We start from the raw sequence: 16633 nt of genomic DNA on the forward strand, positions 1-16633 counted from the left end.
CAAGTGTCTCGTGAAGGATCAGGTTTCTGCGGGGCGATGGGAAAAGGCCCACAGCCGCGCTCCGAGGAAAGACAGGGCCGGCACGATGGCGATCGAGACCAGGAGGCCGAGAAGGTCCGGCCACGGTGTGAGCTCCAGCCAGAGCGCCAGGACAAACGAATTCACGGCAAATCCGGAAAGGGCGATGATCAGGAACCGGATCATGCTTTTCAGCGCCTTTCCCTGCTGGCGCAGATGGGCAAAGCTCCAGAAGTAATGCCCGCAGAAGGAGACGCCAAAGGCCGTCAGGAAACCGCAGATATTGGCCGGGAAGGCGGAAAGCGTGCCTGACTGCAGCATGCCGGCGGCAACGACAGTGTGGGTCAGGGTGGCGAGCACGCCGACAATGGCGAATTTGCCCGCTGCCGCGGATTCCGTCCTCAGCCGTTCGTGCCGCGTTCTACCGGACATCAGCCTGCTCGTCCGCCTGGCCGTTTGCGGCGTCAACATTGGCCGGTGCTCCCTCGATGACATCCTGCAGGACATAGACCGGTCGTTGCTTGGCTTCATTGAACAGCCGGGCGATATATTCTCCGATCATGCCGATCGACAGCAGCTGCACCCCGGAGAAAAACAGCAGCGCGACCATCAGCGACGCATAGCCGGGAACATCGATACCGCCAATGAGGACACGCAGCGTCAGATAGAGTGCGTAGGCGAAGGCGCCGACCGAGACCAGTGCCCCGCCGTAGAACCAGACCCTCAGCGGCAGTGTGGTGAAACCGGTCAGACCGTCGAGTGCGAAATTCCAGAGTTTCCAGTAGTTGAACTTGCCCGCGCCGGCTTTTCGCGGCGGCCGCTCGTAGGGAATGGCCATGGTCTGAAAGCCGACCCAGGCAAACAGTCCCTTCATGAAGCGATTGCGTTCCGGCAACTTCATGAGCGCGTCGATCACGACCCTGTCGATCAGGCGGAAGTCGCCGGCGTTGGCGGGCATGTCGATATTGGCGAGCCGGTTGAACAGCCGGTAGAACATGCCCGCGGTCGAACGCTTCATCAGCGTGTCGGACGACCGGTCGACGCGCAGGCCATATACGACATCATAGCCGGCCCGCCATCCGTCCAGCATCTGGAGGATGAGTTCGGGCGGGTCCTGCAGGTCGGCATCGATGATGACCGCGATATCGCCTTTGGCCGCTTCCAGCCCGGCAGACAGGGCGGCTTCCTTGCCGAAATTGCGCGACAGGCCCAGGAGCCGTCCGGGCAGGCCGCCCGCCAGTTCTTGCGACAGGATCTCCGCGGTCCTGTCGCGGCTGCCGTCGTCGATGAATACATATTCGTAGGCCAGGCCGGTCTGGTTCAGCACCGGCCGCGTGGCCTCCAGGAAATGGGTGATCACGTCTTCTTCGTTGAAGACCGGCACAACGAGGCTCAGAAGCGGCGACTGGGGGCGCGTTGCCTGTCGCCGGTTCACGTAGATTTCAGTAGCGGATTTTGGCTGCATGGACCGTCAGGTTCTTGTGATATTCGGCGCAAACTGCCGGAAATGACACAAAAAGGCCAGTCATGTCTTTGCCCTGTCCTGAATTCCGTCGGGACGGAACGGGATCGCGGTGGGCGTTTCGATGGACTGGGACTGTCTCTCAGGTGGACTTTCCGGCGAAAGAGCCGCATTCACCTCCACGGCTCCACTCCAGCTTTCGCGAAAGAGACCTGATCTCAATAGATTGATTCTACTGTGCTTTTTCCAGTATCCCGCCATCCGCGCTTTTTGTTTTTTCCAAAATTTCCTTTTGCCGCCTGGCCTTGGCAACCGCTTCCCTGGAGGCGTCGTTGAGATTGAAAATCTCCAGGTTCTCGGCCTCGGCGTCTTCCACCGGCTGGATCGCGAAATCGCTGTAGGTGGCATTCGCGGGATCCTTCTGGATCCGCTTGCGCATCCTGTGCAGCTTCCAGCCATACAGGCCGAAGCGCAGGTATTTGGCGAGGCTTTCCATCGCGAAAGCAGGATAGTGAAGAACCGCGGGCCAGCGGCGGAACCCGGGCCTGCGCTGATGGGGATCCTTGTAGCGGAAATACCCGCACTGTTGCGGATGAACGCCCTCGAACCGCATGGCACCGTAGATCTGCAGACAGAGGCGCCAGACGCGCACGGGCTTGATGCCATAGGCAACATTGCGGCGCATCAGCGTCTCGACATGCTCGTCGGTATAGTACCAGTCCCAGATGTCCCTGTAGGTCTTCTGCCAGATCTCCGGACTCATCAGCGGATGTTCACAGGTGGTGTGTTCCAGATCGTAGCGGTTGAGATCCGGGTCGAGCCAGGTGCCGCTTTCGTAGAGCTTCTGGTGGTCCTCCGATCCGGGGAGCGGGGTCAGCATCGTGAATTCGAGCATGTCGACGGGCAACTCCCGCTTGATGATCTCGATATCCCTGCGAATGCTTTCGGGTGTGTCGTTCGGCAGGCCCATGATGAAGCCGGCATAGGTCATGATGCCGGCCTCTTTCCACAACTGGAACATCCTGCGGTATTCCGTGATGCGGTTCTGGCCCTTTTTCATATGGGCGAGATTTTCCGGATTGATGCTCTCCAGCCCGATAAAGACGTGCGTGCAGCCCGCGCGGGCCGCCTTTGTGACAAAATTCGGCAGCCGGTGGGCAAGCGTGTCGATCTGGATCAGAAAGTGGATCCGGATACCGTCCTGCTCCTTCAGCTGGATGATCCGGTCGAAGATCGGTTCCCAGTTCTTGTTCCGGGCAAAATTGTCGTCGGTGATGAAGAAGGAGTGGATCCCCTGGGCATGGTTGGCCCGGATCAGATTTTCGATATCGTCCGCGTCCCGCCAGCGGGACTTGCGTCCCTGAACGTTGATGATCGTGCAGAAGGAACACTGGAAGGGGCACCCGCGCCCGGCATCGAAGGAAGACAGCTTGCCGTCATATTTCCGCACGATGGCTTCCGGCAGGAGCGGCGGCACCTGGTGCTGCAGACCGGGCAGGTCGTTCATCACGTTGTATATCGGCTTCAGACTGTTTTGCGCGGCGTCGCGCAACAGGCTTTCGAAATGCTCCTCCGCCTCGCCCGCAAACAGGGTCACGCCCATGTCGAGAGCCTCTTGCAGGTCGGGCGGAATCTCCTTGAGCATCGACAGGCACCCGGACACATGAAATCCGCCCATGATGACGGTCACGTTCTCGCGCCGGAGCTGGCGGGCAATGTCGAGGGTCCGCGGATACTGGTTGGACTGTACGCCGGTAAGGCAGACGATCCCGCCATTGTCCTTCGTGTTCTTTATGATCTGGCCAAGCGGTACACGCATGGTCATCTCGTCATAGGCGTTGACCGATATTCGGGTGTCTTCACCGAGCACTTTGCGCTCTGCGCAATCCTGGGCGATCGAATAGAGACAGGCCATGGAGTTGGAAGGAATCCAGGCCTTCCACCACTGCAGGACATAACCGTCGTCATCGTAGTGGGACGGCTTGATGATCTCGATGTGAAACGTACCCATACCGCCTGACCTCCGCTGGCGCGCAGGGGATGGCTATCCTCGGAAATGGCATTTCCGGTTTGTCGTTATTGTTGTTTCCGAGTACCCCTGCACGAGCTTGTTGCTCGTGACGCACCGTAAAGGAAGCGCGGCGCCGACACAAGGAAACGTGTGCAATGCAGAAACGTCCTGTGCGGTAAGGCGCAAGCTGCCGTTCCGGTATCGTTTTGCCGGTCCTGGCCCTATAGCATCTCGTAGTCGAACCAGAGGAAGTCGCGCTTGTAGATCTCGTTGATCTTGTCGATGTTTTCCCGGTTGTTGAGGATCTTGTCCTCGAACTGTCCGGACGGCTTGGACGTGTTCAACTTGGGCAGGCTGGACTTGGGGGTGAAGCCGAGCCGCGCCGACAGCTCCGCCTCGACATTGTCAAGGTTCTCGAAGCGGAAGACCTGATCCGTGATCAGGCCGCCCTTGGGAGAAATCAGCCAGTCTATCTGGGGATTGGTCTGGGACAGGCCCCAGGAGTTGTAAGGTCCAACCGGCGGCCGCTTCATGTGAACGTCATCGAGAAACTTCTCAAAGGAAATCTGCTCGATCTTCTTTTTGTCCAGCATGTAGTTGTAGAGCGAAATCGCCCGCGTATAGGGATTGCGCACGACGGCGAACTTGTAGGAGCTCCTGTTGTAGCGCCTTGAGACGATGCCCAGTTCCACAAGCGTTGCATAGTGATAGTGCCCGAAGGTGACCGCGCCGACATTCGGGAATGTCGGAACGGTCTTGCGGTCGAGCAGTTCTTCCATGCCGATCGCGTCACGCAGCCAGTTGAAAAATGACGTGCCCGCGGTCTTGGGGATCCAGATGAAACAGCATTTCGGCTGCCGCCGGTTCTTCAGGAAGAGCTGAGCCTTCTTCAGCGAGTGTCTCATAAAGGGTATCTGGATGTTGCCGCGGCACTCAAACGAGAGCGCCGTGGCAGTGCTTGAATTTCTTGCCCGATCCGCAGGGACAGGCTTCGTTGCGGCCGACCTTGCCCCAGCTTGCGGGATTGTTCGGATCGCGCGCGGCGGCAGCGCCCTGCTGGCTGTCGGCAAGTGCCATCTCGTCTTCCCCGGTCAACGGGTTGATGTGATGGGGATGCATTTCGGGCTCATCCGGCATTTGCGGCGGCTGCTCGGTCACCAGTTCCACGCGCAGCAGCTGGGCCGTTGTCATCTGGCGCAGTTGCGCGAGCATGGATTCGAACAGCGTGAAGGCCTCTGTCTTGTACTCCTGGAGAGGATCCCGCTGGGCGTAGCCGCGGAAGGCGACCACGGAGCGCAGGTGATCGAGATTGGCCAGGTGCTCGCGCCAGAGGTTGTCGAGCGTCTGCAGGAGGATCGCCTTTTCCACCTGCCGCATGATGTCCGGTGAATATTTGGCGACCTTCTGGGCCATGGTCTCGTCGGCGGCCTTGCGCAGACGGTCCTTGACCTCCTCGTCGGCAATGCCTTCCTCGGCGGCCCAGTCCTTGATCGGCAGGTCGAGGTTGAGATATTTCTTCACCTCTTCCTGCAGGCCGTCCGTGTCCCATTGTTCCGGGTAGGCGCGCTCCGGGATGTGGTTGGAGACCAGGTCCTCGACAACGTCCTGGCGCATGTCGCTGACCGCGTCCTGGATGGCATCGCTGTCCATCAGTTCGATACGCTGGTCGAAGACGACCTTGCGCTGGTCGTTCATCACGTCGTCGAACTTGAGCAGGTTCTTGCGGATGTCGAAGTTGCGTGCCTCGACCTTCTGCTGCGCCTTTTCCAGCGCCTTGTTGATCCAGGGGTGGATGATCGCCTCGCCTTCTTCGAGGCCGAGCTTCTGCAGCATGGAATCCATGCGCTCGGAACCGAAGATGCGCATCAGGTCATCCTGCAGCGACAGGAAGAACTTCGAATGGCCCGGGTCGCCCTGACGGCCGGAGCGGCCGCGCAGCTGGTTGTCGATACGGCGGCTTTCGTGGCGCTCGGTGCCGATCACGTATAGGCCGCCCGCGGCCAGCGCCTTTTGCTTGAGCGCCTCGACTTCGTCCCGGATGGCGGCTTCCCGTGCGCTGCGTTCAGCGCCTTCCGGCATCTCGCCCAGTTCCATCTCGATCTGCATGTCGGCGTTGCCGCCGAGCTGGATGTCCGTGCCGCGGCCGGCCATGTTGGTGGCAATGGTCACGGCACCCGGCAGACCTGCCTGGGCGACGATGAAGGCTTCCTGCTCGTGATAGCGGGCATTGAGGACGGCGAAGGCCTTGGTCTTGCCGTCATCTGTTTTCTGGGCGGCGGCAAATGCGGCCGGGTCGCTGAGATCGATCTGCTTGTAGCCGTGCTTTTTCAGCATTTCGGCAAGCATCTCGGATTTTTCGATGGACGTCGTGCCGACCAGAACCGGTTGTCCGCGTTCCTTGCAGTCGTCGATCAGCGTGACGATGGCGTTGAACTTCTCCTGGACGGTCCGGTAGACCTCGTCGTCGTCATCGATCCGGCTGACCGGCATGTTGGTCGGGATCTCGACCACGTCCAGCTTGTAGATGTCGGCGAATTCGTCCGCTTCCGTCGACGCCGTGCCGGTCATGCCGGCCAGCTTGTCATACATGCGGAAATAGTTCTGGAACGTGATCGAGGCGAGCGTCTGGTTCTCCGGCTGGATATGGGCCTTTTCGCGGGCTTCCAGGGCCTGGTGAAGGCCTTCCGAGAAGCGGCGGCCCGGCATCATGCGGCCGGTGAACTCGTCAATGATGACGACTTCGCCATTGCGGACGATGTAGTCCTTGTCGCGCTGAAACAGCTTGTGCGCCTTCAGCGCCTGCTGCAGGTGGTGCACGACCGAGACGTTTTCCACGTCATAAAGGGAATCGCCCTTCAGCAGGCCGGCTTCGCTCAGCAGGCCTTCGAGCTTTTCGTTGCCCGCCTCGGTGAAGGTGGCCGAACGCGCCTTTTCGTCGAGCTCGTAATCCTCTTCGGTCAGGTTCGGAATGAACGCGTCGACCGTGTTGTAGAATTCGGAGCGGTCTTCCAGCGGACCGGAGATGATCAGCGGGGTACGGGCTTCGTCGATCAGGATCGAGTCGACCTCGTCAACGATCGCATAGGCATGTTCACGCTGAACCATCGACGCCCGGTCGTGCTTCATGTTGTCGCGGAGGTAGTCGAAGCCGAATTCGTTGTTGGTGCCGTAGGTCACGTCCGCTGCATAGGCCGCACGGCGTTCCTCGTCGCTGAGGCCGTGGGTGATGCAGCCGACGGTCAGGCCGAGAAACCTGTAAACCTGGCCCATCCACTCGCTGTCGCGCTGCGCCAGATAATCGTTCACGGTCACCACGTGAACGCCCCGGCCGGTCAGGGCGTTGAGATAGACCGGCGCCGTTGCCACCAGCGTCTTGCCCTCACCGGTGCGCATTTCGGCGATCTGGCCGGAATTCAGCACCATGCCGCCGATCAGCTGCACATCGTAGTGGCGCTGGCCGAGAGCACGACGGGCGGCCTCGCGGACTGTTGCGAAGGCCGGGACAAGAAGATCGTCGAGTTTCGCGCCGTTTTTCAGCTGGGTCCGGAATTCGTCGGTGCGGGCCCTGAGGGCCTCGTCCGACAACGCCTGAACTTCCGGTTCGAGGGCGTTGATCTGTTCGACCCCTGCCCGAAATGTCTTTACCTTCCGGTCGTTCGCCGAACCGAAAATCTTACGTGCTAAAGCGCCAAGGCCAGCCATGTGGCGGTCCTTCCCTAAAGGGCGGCGCCAACTGGCATTCCGGCGCCTGCCCATGAAATCGTCTCAATTGCTGTCCACGTTGCCGCCAAGCGCAACGCGCTGGCCGGTGAACGCGGCCGAAAAGATGCCATCCCGGCCTGAAAGCCAGAACGCTCGACAGATAAGAGGGGGCTGAATGCTTGTCAACGCCGCTGGAATGCGCAAAGTAGCGACGCCCTCCTTCGAGCGGGGGCTGAAAGAATACCATTCCGATAGGTAAAGGACTTCTCATGTTCCGAATTTCGATGCGCAGGCCGGCCCAGGCGCTTGCCGTTTCCTTCCTGGCCCTGACGCTCGGATCCGCCTCGTTGTCCGCGCAAGAGCCCGGCGATGTCGTTGCCAAGGTCGGCGACGCGGAAATCACGGAAGCCGATATGGCATTTGCCGCCCAGGATCTCGGCCAGGAATTGCAGCGTTTTCCGCCGACCCAGTGGCGCAAGCTGCTGCTTGACGTGATGATCGATATGGAATTGATGGCGCACGCGGCCCGTGAAGCCGGTCTCGACAAGGATCCGGACTTCCAGAAGCAGCTGGAATTCCTGCAGCTTCGGGCCCTGCGCAATGCGTATCTGGGTCAGAAAATCAACGCCGATATCTCGGAAGAAGATCTCAAGGCGGCCTATGACAAGGAATTCGCGGATTTCGAAGGCGCTGAGGAACTCAACGCCAGTCACATCCTGGTGAAGGAAAAGGCGGAAGCCGAGGAAATCATCAAGCAGCTCGACGAGGGCGCGGATTTCGCCGAGCTGGCGCGTGAAAAATCGACCGGCCCCTCGGGCCCGAACGGTGGCAACCTCGGCTATTTCGCCAAGGGCCAGATGGTCAAGCCGTTCGAGGATGCAGCGCTTGCCCTGGAGACCGGTTCCTATACGAAGGAGCCTGTGGAGACCCAGTTTGGCTGGCATGTCATCCGGTTGGACGACAAGCGCCGCCAGGACAAGCCGAGCCTGGAAGATGTTGCCCAGGGCCTGCGTCAGCAGCTGATGCGTGAAGCCTATGATGCGCGCATGGCCGAGCTCAAGGACAAGGTCGCCATCGAGATTATCGATGAGGACCTTGCGAAGGCGGAAAACGCCGGAGACGCACCGGCAACCGAAGCCACCGAATAAGGCGACGCACCGCTGAGATCCGGAACCCGGCAGCTCCCCGCTGCCGGGTTTTTTGCTGGCCGGATCCGCAGGCCATTGCGGCCCCAAAAAACATGCTCTAGAGACTCCTTGTTCTCTTTCTGACCGGGACTGCTTCGATGTCGACGACCGTTTCCCCCCTTGCGCCCGCTTCCTATCCGGACATGCCGGAGATCAGGGGCGTTGCCTTTGCCACCGCATCGGCGGGGATCAAGTACAAGGGCCGGACGGATGTTCTGCTGGCCACCGTGGCCGAAGGCACGTCGGTCGCGGGTGTCTTCACAAAATCAAGGTGTTCCTCCGCTCCGGTGGACTGGTGCAAGGACCGTATCGGCGGCGGAACGGCGCGGGCGCTGCTGGTCAATTCCGGCAATGCCAACGCCTTCACCGGCAAGAGGGGCAAGGCGGCCGTTGAGTTGTCCGCACAGATCGTGTCCGGGGCGCTTGGTTGTCCGGACAGCGAGATCTTCCTGGCATCGACCGGGGTGATCGGGGAGCCGCTTCCGGCCGAAAAGTTTTCCGGCGTGGTCGATGCGCTGGAGGCGGACCAGGGCAGCGCGTCCTGGCTCGATGCCGCCAGGGCGATCATGACCACGGACACATATCCCAAGGTGGCGACGGCCACCGTCGAACTCGACGGTGTCACGGTCTCCATCAACGGGATTGCCAAGGGCGCGGGCATGATCGCGCCGGACATGGCGACGATGCTGTCCTTTATCTTCACCGACGCCCCGATCGCGCCGGCCGTGCTGCAGGCGCTGTTGAGCGGCGAGGTGGACGGCAGTTTCAACGCTGTCACCGTCGACAGCGACACATCCACGTCCGACACGGTCCTGCTCTTTGCCACGGGAACCGCCACGGAGAACGGTGTCGATCCGGTGAACGCGCTTGACGATCCGCGGGTGGACATATTGCGGGCGGCGCTCGCGGACGTGATGGTCGATCTTGCCCACCAGATTGTCCGCGACGGCGAAGGAGCCCGGAAATTCGTCGAAGTGCGCGTGGACGGCGCCGAAAGCGATGCCTCGGCGAAGAAAATTGCGCTGTCGATTGCCAATTCCCCCCTCGTCAAGACGGCTGTCGCCGGCGAGGACGCCAATTGGGGACGTGTCGTCATGGCGGTCGGCAAGGCCGGGGAACCCGCGGACCGCGACCGGCTCGCCATCTGGTTCGGCGACGTGCGGGTGGCCGTGGAAGGAGAACGGGACCCGGACTACAGCGAGGCGGCAGCTTCCGCCGTCATGAAGGAGGACGAGATCGTCATCCGGGTGGATCTCGGTCTGGGATCCGGACAGGCCTCGGTCTGGACCTGCGATCTCACCAAGGAATATGTCGCCATCAACGGTGACTACCGCAGCTGATCGCCTGCGGCTTCGTTCCAGGCTTCGCAGTTCTGACGGTGCTTTCGCAAATACACTTAACGCGGCGTTACGCGGCCGCTTCGAATTCGGACACTTGCTTATGACCAAGATCGTGCTCGTCGCGGCCTGCGCCCTTGTCGATGTCGACGGCCGCATTCTGCTGGCTCAACGACCGGAAGGGAAATCCATGGCGGGTCTTTGGGAATTTCCCGGTGGCAAGGTCGAGGCGGGTGAGCGGCCCGAGGAGACATTGATCCGGGAACTGCACGAGGAGCTCGGCATAGAAGTTAACGAAGCGTGTCTGGCTCCGCTCACTTTCGCCAGTCATTCTTACGAAGATTTTCACCTACTTATGCCACTTTTCATCTGTCGTAGATGGGGTGGTATCCCGCATGGACGCGAAAATCAGGCGTTGAAGTGGGTGCGTGCTGCCAGGCTGAGGGACTATCCGATGCCGGCGGCCGACGAACCGCTCATCCCTCATCTGCAGGAAGCCGTTTGACGCCGTGATGTCATGCCTGCGGGCAGGGAGTGTTCGATTTGAAAACCGGGCCGATCGATTTTAGACCCGCCAGACGTCTTGTTCTGCGCTTCCTGCATGACGAACGCGGCGCCACCGCCATGGAATATGGCATGATCGTCGCCATTATCGGTATCATTATCATCGCGGGTTTCGGCGCGATCGGCGAGACCTTGCGGGACGACGTGTTCGGCGCGGTCGTGAGCACGCTCGACGCCGTTCTGGCGACAGATGGCGGCAGCGGCGGCTAGGCTGTCGTGACAAAGTAACGACCGGCATCGTTGGAGCCAGCCGGCATCCCTTCCTCCTTACAATTTTCGTTCCGGCACACCGAGAGCGTCTGCCAGCCGTGTCTTGGCGCTGCCAGGGCGCAGCGGTTTCTGCTGGCTGTCGTGGGGCGCCCAGCCCAGGAGCGTCACGAAGGCAAAGGTGGCCCTGATCCGGCCGTCCGGATCGGCATGGTTTTCGGCATAAAGCTCCGCGGCGCGCAACAGGACCTGCCGATTCAAGGGGGGTCTGCTGCGGTCCCTCAGCACGCTGGTCGCGCCCATGGCCCTGAGATCGGCCATCAGCGCGAACAGGGTATCGTAGCGCACGGTGAAAGTGTCGATGTCCGTGACCGGAAGCGCGAACCCTGCCCGCTGCAGCAGACTGCCGAGATCGCGGGTGTCGGCAAACGGCATCACGCGCGCGGCGGCCCCGCCACGGATCTCCAGTTCCGCCCGGGTGAGGCTGTCGCGGAGTTCGCTCAAAGTGCCTGCCCCGGCGAGCGTCGCCAGGAACAGGCCGTCAGGCCTGAGTGCCCGGCGGATCTGGACGAGGCAGCCCGGCAGGTCGTTGACAAATTGCAGGTTGAGCGCCGACACGATCAGGTCGACGCTTTGGTCCCGAAAGGGCAGGAGCGCGTCGTCACAGACGAGGTCGGGCGGCGGCAGGGCGGGATCGGCCACGAGGAGATCGGCTCTGAGCACGGTTTCGGCCTTGCCCGAGTCGGCGATGGCCTGTGCGATCCGGCCGGTGTGGCCGCCCAGATCGACGGCCGTCCCGAAACGCCTGTTGATCAGCAGCAGCCGGTCCGAGAGGTCCTCGGCCACGGTTTCAAGAAGAAAATCCGCACCGGGTTTTGCGCCCTTGAGGGCGCGCTTCCGGCGGCTCTGAAAGAGCGGACGATCAAATAGGTCTGGCTGTGCGCTCAAGGGATCTCTCGGCCTTCTTCGGGATCATTGCGGTCACATATGGTATCCGGCCGTGGACGTCAAAGCACGGGCAGCGCAGAAGCCAGGATTGAACACCAATTCCGGCCCGGTGCAATTCATGGTAGTTTCCCTTCGCTGATGAACGAAAAACGGGAGCCCGTGCTTGTCGCCGACCGGTGGACGTTTCCTTGCCCTGTCCCGGTTTGCCGCCGGTTCGGTCCTGGATGGCCTTCTGCCACGCCGTTGCCTGAGCTGTGATGCGCGGGTGGGCGTGACGGAGGGGATATGCGCGACCTGCTGGCGGGAAACGCCGTTTCTGGAAAGGCCCTGGTGCCAGCGGCTCGGCACGCCGTTTTCCTATGATGTCGGTGCGGGCGCATGGGGACCGCAGGCAATTGCCGCTCCGCCGCTCTTCGACCGGTTGCGTGCCGTTGCCTTTTACGACGGTCCCGCGCGGCAACTGGTCCTTTCCCTGAAATTCTCGCGCAGGCGCGAACTCGCCCGTCCCATGGCGCGCTGGATGGTTCGGTCGGGTCAGGAACTGTTTCAGTCCGACAGTCTCATCGTCCCGGTGCCGCTGCACTGGACCCGGCGTCTGACGCGGCGGTTCAACCAGGCGGCGGATCTCGCCAGGGAAGTGGCGCGGCAAACCGGAACCGGGTACGAGCCGTTGCTTCTGAAACGGCTCAAGCGCACCCGCCAGCAGGTCGGCCTGACGGCAGGGGACCGGCGCAGGAATGTCCGCACGGCGTTCGCGCTCGATGCCCGTCGGCTGGGTGCCGTTCCGGGGCGGCATTTCGTGCTGGTCGACGATGTCCTGACCACCGGGTCCACGGTGACCGCCTGTGTCAGGTGTCTGCTTGGCGCCGGCGCCGCATCCGTTGATGTGCTGACCTTCGCGCTGGTGGATCCGAACACGCAACCGGCGCGCGGCCGTGATCTCCCGTAACCTTTTCGACAGTCTCTTGAGTTTCTGCGCCGCGCACGCATATAACGCCGGGAACTGGTGCGGCCCCTCGAATTCCGGCTGGCGGCCACCAAGGTAAAAGGATTGGACTTGATGGCTGAAGTGGTGATCTACACGCGCCAACTTTGCGGGTTTTGCACGGCTGCGAAAAGGCTGCTCGACAAGAAGGGGGTCTCCTACAAGGAACATGACGCGACGTTCGACCCCGGTCTGCGCAAGCAAATGGTACAAAAGGCCAATGGTCAGTCGACCTTCCCCCAGGTCTTTGTCGGAACAACCCATGTCGGCGGCTGCGATGACCTGCACGCGCTGGAGCGGGCCGGCAAACTGGACGCCTTGCTCGCGTCCTGATTAACTTGGAGCGGTGCCCCAGACGCACAGCCTCAAAAATCCTAGACGGGAGTAAGCGGTCGGATGACCTCATTCACGGCAGCATGTGTTCAACTTCGCAGCGGCAAGTCTGTGGCCGCCAATGCCGAAACGGCCGCGGACCTGATCCGGGCAGCGGCCCGGGACGGTGCGCAGTATGTTCAGACGCCTGAAATGTCGAACGTGCTGGTGAAAAGCCGCGAGGAACTGCTTGACCGGATTTGCGAAGCCGGCACCGATCCTTTCCTGAACATGGCAAGATCTCTGGCCGCGGATCTGGGCATTTACCTGCATCTGGGGTCGCTCGCCGTCCTCGCCGGCAACGGCAAGGTGGCCAACCGCGCCTTCCTGATCGGTCCGGACGGGTCTCTCCTGGCGACATACGACAAGATCCACATGTTCGACGTGGACCTGCCCAATGGCGAGAGCTGGCGGGAATCGGCCACCTACGAGCCGGGTACCCGGACCGTGATTGCCGATCTTCCCCTTGGCAGGGTCGGCATGGCGGTGTGTTACGATATCCGCTTTCCGGCGATCTTCCGGACACAGGCGCGTCAGGGGGCCGAGGTGCTGACCGCTCCGGCGGCGTTCACGCGCCAGACTGGCGAAGCGCATTGGCATGTGCTACAGCGCGCTCGCGCCATCGAGAACGGGGCGTACGTCATCTCCGCAGCCCAGGGCGGTACGCATGAAGATGGCCGCGAAACCTTCGGACACAGCCTCGTGGTGGATCCCTGGGGCAAGGTGATCGCTGAACTGGACGGAGATGAACCGGGTTACATGCTGGCCGAGATCGATACGGAACAAGTCGCCAAGGCGCGTGCGCGGATCCCCGCCATTGCCAATGAACGGGAGTTCGGCTGCCATATTGCCGAGGCCCGGAAGGAGATCCCGGCGTGATCAAGTACACGCTTCAATGCGATGATGCCCATTCATTCGAAGGCTGGTTCCGCAATTCCGGAGACTTTGACCTTCAGTGCAGCCGAAATCTGGTGTCCTGCCCGGTCTGCGGTTCGAATGACGTCAGGAAAGGCCTGATGGCACCCGCCGTTTCCACGGCCCGCAGCAGGGACTCGCTCGCCGATGCCGCCCGAACGGAGATGCTTGCGCAAGAGGCTGCGGCCAAGCCGGAAGGAACAGCGCCGGCCCAGGCCGCGGCGATGCAGCCTTCGGCCCTTCTGCCCAAGGACCTGCAACAGAAGGAAGTGGTCGAGGCACTCCGTCTGCTGCGCACGCGCATTGTCGAGAATTCCGAGAATGTCGGCGAAAACTTTGCCAGGGAAGCCCGCAAGATCCATTACGGCGAAGCCGAAGAGCGCAGCATCTACGGTGAAACCACACCCAAGGATGCCGAGGCCCTGATGGAAGAAGGCATCTCCGTGTTTCCCCTGCCGGATCTGCCCGACGACAAGAACTGATCGGAAAAGCCTCCGCGCAATGCGCGAAGGCCTGACAGGAATCTCCTGCAAATCCCAGGGGTTCGTACCCTGGTCCGCGAGGACCGCTTGCCCTGTTACGACTTGGCGGTTGTTGCGGTTTTGCGCCGGCTGGTCGATTTCCCGGCCGCCTGCTTGACCTCTTCGAGACTCTCCTCGGCGGCCTTGCTCAGTTCGCTGACGCTTTCCATGGCCGTTTCGTTGAGTTCCTCAACCGCGGCGGCGTTTTCGGAAAAGCTGTCACGGAAAAGGGCAGCCTGCTTTTCGAAATGCTGCTGGTACTCGTTTGCCATCTTGGAATAGAAGTCCTGCAGCTTCGCCATGGTTTCTTCCGGCGCAACGCATTGACTCAGGGACTTGGCGCATTCGAAATCTTCATGAAGCCGGTGGGAAACGAAATCCATATGGTCGCTGAACGCCTGTTCGGCATGGGTCCACATGGTCTGGCCCATTTTCTGGAAACTGGCGATGGCCTTGGCTTCCATCTTGTCCTCGCGCTCGGCAAAGGCCCAGTTCGAGAAGGCAGGCATCGGCCAGTCACTCATGCCGGGCCAGTCGGCCATCATGGTGCTGAAGTCGAAGGCACCCGTATTGCGCTTCGTGGGCATGAAAGATCCTCCGTGTGTTTGGCGTGATGTGCAGCAGGCGCCTGGGCGCTGTCCGTCCCGGTCGTCCTGCTTTCCGGTTCCGCGAACCCGCTCGCGTGAGGTCCGGTCCCCGCCTCAGGGTGACGTAACTGTACCTTAGCCTCAAGGCCTAACTTTGATCCGGATCAAAAGCGAGTTACGAATTTTTCAGATTGCGCATTAAAAGGGCATTTGCGCGTTTCAGGTGCGGTTCAGGAAGTCCCGAAGGGTCCGGGTCACCTGATCCGGCGCCTCCAGGGGAGACAGGTGGCCGCAGCCCTCGATCAGGACCAGTTCGCTGCCCGGAATGTGCTCATGGATTTCCCTGGCAATGTCGGGCGGCGTCAGCCGGTCACCGTCGCCGACCAGCACCAGGGTCGGGCAGGTGATCTCGCCCAGTCTCGGCCGGCTGTCGATCCGGTTGATCAGGGCGGTCTGCTGGCGGATGAAGGCCTCCGGTCCGGTCTCCTTCGCCATGTCGACAACGATTGCCTTCAGGTCTTCGTCGTCTTCACGCTGCTCATGCACAAAGCCGGGAAAGAGCAGATGCGGCACCTTGTTGAAACCGCGCTTGCGGGTCATTTCGATCAGGAATTGCCGCCGCTCCGCCTGTTCCTTGCCGTCCGGCCGCGAATTGGTGTCGAGCAGGGCGAGCTTTGCAACACGCCCGGGAGCCACGCGCATGATTTCCATGGCGATGTAACCGCCCATCGACAGGGCGATCAGCGAGAAACGCTCGGGCGCCTCTTCCAGGATGCTTGCCGCAATGTCGGCGATGCTGTCATGTTCCCGGTGATCGGCGACCATGATCGGCCGGTCGGCAAAGGCGACGATCTGCTTGGCGAACAGGGCCTCGGTGCACAAGAGGCCGGGGATGAACAGGATCGGCTCGCTCATCAGAGGTCCTGCGCCCGTTCCGCCAGCAGCATGTAGTTCACGTCCATGTCGCGAGACTGGTTCCAGCTGTCGGTGAGCGGATTGTAGCTGACGCCCGTGCGGTCGATCACGGCAAGTCCGGCCGATTGCAGCGGGCCTTCTATTTCAGGGGGCCGTACCAGCTTTTCATAGGTGTGGGTTCCCTGCGGCAGCCAGCGCAGCACATATTCGGCGCCGACAATGGCGAGTGCATAGGCCTTCAGCGTGCGGTTGATGGTCGCGACGAACATCAGGCCGCCCGGGCGGACCATGCGGCTGGTCGCTTCCAGGAACAGCGGCACATCGGCAACATGCTCGACGACTTCCATATTGAGCACGACATCGAAACTTTCGCCCGCGTCAGCGAGCGCTTCCGCGGTTTCGGCGCGGTAGTCGATCTGAAGACCGGAGCTCTTCATGTGCAGCCGGGCGATCTCGATGTTGGTTTCGGACGGATCCGCGCCGACGACCTCGGCGCCGAGCCGCGCCATCGGTTCGCTCAACAGTCCGCCGCCGCAGCCGATGTCCAGAAAGCGCAGCCCCTTGAAGGCGTCGGCTGCCTTGGGATCCCGTTCGAACCGGCGGCAGACTTCCTGCTTGATATAGGCGAGGCGCACGGGATTGAACTTGTGCAGCGGCTTGAATTTGCCTGTCGGGTCCCACCATTCGTCGGCCATCGCCGAAAAGCGTGCGACTTCCTCGCTGTCGATCGTTCCGGTGGTTGCCTCGGCGCTGCCGGTCATTGCTCGGTCCTTTCTCGGCACGAAGACGTGTGCGCCTTCCGCCGTATGACAAATCTTTAGCTGTCGTTCAGCGTCTTTGACCTTTTGTCAAGTGAACGCCTCGATCAGCCAGTTGCAGCAAAGGGACGCAGCCTGTATGCA

The 16633-nt window shown here is 61.4% G+C and carries 17 protein-coding genes; 8 read left to right on the forward strand and 9 right to left on the reverse strand.

The annotated features are described in order from the left end of the window. Window positions 1-18: 18 nt before the first annotated feature. From O6760_RS10360 to secA, 5 genes are all read right to left on the reverse strand, one after another. The gene (locus tag O6760_RS10360) at window positions 19-450 is read right to left on the reverse strand and encodes a GtrA family protein (RefSeq protein ID WP_269585299.1); all 432 of its coding nucleotides are present in this window, start codon (window positions 448-450) and stop codon (window positions 19-21) included. Then, complete coding sequence (locus tag O6760_RS10365; RefSeq protein ID WP_269585300.1) at window positions 440-1483, reverse strand: glycosyltransferase family 2 protein; 1044 nt, start codon at window positions 1481-1483, stop codon at window positions 440-442. The genes O6760_RS10360 and O6760_RS10365 overlap by 11 nt, the downstream gene beginning before the upstream one ends. Before the next feature lie 229 nt (window positions 1484-1712). Further along, window positions 1713-3491: a B12-binding domain-containing radical SAM protein gene (locus O6760_RS10370; RefSeq protein ID WP_269585301.1), complete on the reverse strand. Its 1779-nt coding sequence runs from the start codon at window positions 3489-3491 to the stop codon at window positions 1713-1715. Between the two features lie 221 nt (window positions 3492-3712). Continuing rightward, a complete protein-coding gene (locus tag O6760_RS10375) occupies window positions 3713-4396 on the reverse strand; it encodes a sulfotransferase family 2 domain-containing protein (protein WP_269585302.1) in 684 nt (227 codons plus the stop codon). A 28-nt stretch (window positions 4397-4424) separates the two neighbouring features. Further along, window positions 4425-7193, reverse strand: coding sequence for a preprotein translocase subunit SecA (gene secA, locus O6760_RS10380; RefSeq protein ID WP_269585303.1), 2769 nt, complete (start codon window positions 7191-7193; stop codon window positions 4425-4427). Between the two features lie 269 nt (window positions 7194-7462). On the opposite strand from secA, the gene O6760_RS10385 reads away from it, so the two are divergent. From O6760_RS10385 to O6760_RS10400, 4 genes are all read left to right on the forward strand, one after another. Then, window positions 7463-8341, forward strand: a complete 879-nt coding sequence (locus O6760_RS10385; RefSeq protein WP_269585304.1) for a peptidylprolyl isomerase — start codon at window positions 7463-7465, stop codon at window positions 8339-8341. Window positions 8342-8478: 137 nt separating this feature from the next. Next, window positions 8479-9720: a bifunctional glutamate N-acetyltransferase/amino-acid acetyltransferase ArgJ gene (argJ, locus tag O6760_RS10390; protein WP_269585305.1), complete on the forward strand. Its 1242-nt coding sequence runs from the start codon at window positions 8479-8481 to the stop codon at window positions 9718-9720. Window positions 9721-9820: 100 nt separating this feature from the next. After that, window positions 9821-10222, forward strand: a complete 402-nt coding sequence (locus tag O6760_RS10395) for a (deoxy)nucleoside triphosphate pyrophosphohydrolase (RefSeq protein WP_269585306.1) — start codon at window positions 9821-9823, stop codon at window positions 10220-10222. A 29-nt stretch (window positions 10223-10251) separates the two neighbouring features. After that, window positions 10252-10491 carry a Flp family type IVb pilin gene (locus tag O6760_RS10400; RefSeq protein WP_269585307.1) on the forward strand — a complete coding sequence of 80 codons (240 nt, stop codon included), beginning with the start codon at window positions 10252-10254 and terminating at the stop codon, window positions 10489-10491. 57 nt (window positions 10492-10548) lie between these two features. Here O6760_RS10400 and O6760_RS10405 read toward each other — a convergent pair whose 3' ends face one another. Further along, window positions 10549-11436, reverse strand: a complete 888-nt coding sequence (locus O6760_RS10405) for a class I SAM-dependent methyltransferase (RefSeq protein WP_269585308.1) — start codon at window positions 11434-11436, stop codon at window positions 10549-10551. 163 nt (window positions 11437-11599) lie between these two features. On the opposite strand from O6760_RS10405, the gene O6760_RS10410 reads away from it, so the two are divergent. The 4 genes from O6760_RS10410 (at window position 11600) to O6760_RS10425 (ending at window position 14190) form a co-directional block, all read left to right on the forward strand. After that, window positions 11600-12385 carry a ComF family protein gene (locus tag O6760_RS10410; RefSeq protein ID WP_269585309.1) on the forward strand — a complete coding sequence of 262 codons (786 nt, stop codon included), beginning with the start codon at window positions 11600-11602 and terminating at the stop codon, window positions 12383-12385. A gap of 111 nt (window positions 12386-12496) precedes the next feature. Continuing rightward, window positions 12497-12754, forward strand: a complete 258-nt coding sequence (gene grxC / locus O6760_RS10415; protein ID WP_269585310.1) for a glutaredoxin 3 — start codon at window positions 12497-12499, stop codon at window positions 12752-12754. Window positions 12755-12817: 63 nt separating this feature from the next. Next, window positions 12818-13672 (forward strand): carbon-nitrogen hydrolase family protein, encoded by an 855-nt coding sequence (locus O6760_RS10420; RefSeq protein ID WP_269585311.1) that lies wholly within the window; start codon window positions 12818-12820, stop codon window positions 13670-13672. Continuing rightward, the gene (locus O6760_RS10425; protein ID WP_269585312.1) at window positions 13669-14190 is read left to right on the forward strand and encodes a DUF1178 family protein; all 522 of its coding nucleotides are present in this window, start codon (window positions 13669-13671) and stop codon (window positions 14188-14190) included. Before O6760_RS10420 ends, O6760_RS10425 begins: the two co-directional genes overlap by 4 nt. A gap of 95 nt (window positions 14191-14285) precedes the next feature. Here O6760_RS10425 and O6760_RS10430 read toward each other — a convergent pair whose 3' ends face one another. The 3 genes from O6760_RS10430 to ubiG all read right to left on the reverse strand — a co-directional run bounded on the left by O6760_RS10430 (window position 14286) and on the right by ubiG (window position 16492). Beyond that, on the reverse strand, window positions 14286-14816 hold the full coding sequence (locus tag O6760_RS10430; protein WP_269585313.1) for a hypothetical protein: 531 nt from the start codon (window positions 14814-14816) through the stop codon (window positions 14286-14288). A 219-nt stretch (window positions 14817-15035) separates the two neighbouring features. Beyond that, window positions 15036-15731, reverse strand: a complete 696-nt coding sequence (locus tag O6760_RS10435) for an alpha/beta fold hydrolase (protein WP_269585314.1) — start codon at window positions 15729-15731, stop codon at window positions 15036-15038. After that, window positions 15731-16492, reverse strand: a complete 762-nt coding sequence (gene ubiG, locus O6760_RS10440; RefSeq protein ID WP_269585315.1) for a bifunctional 2-polyprenyl-6-hydroxyphenol methylase/3-demethylubiquinol 3-O-methyltransferase UbiG — start codon at window positions 16490-16492, stop codon at window positions 15731-15733. Before ubiG ends, O6760_RS10435 begins: the two co-directional genes overlap by 1 nt. Window positions 16493-16633 lie beyond the last annotated feature (141 nt).

It is taken from the genome of Roseibium sp. Sym1, from assembly GCF_027359675.1.
Taxonomy (GTDB): Bacteria; Pseudomonadota; Alphaproteobacteria; order Rhizobiales; family Stappiaceae; genus Roseibium.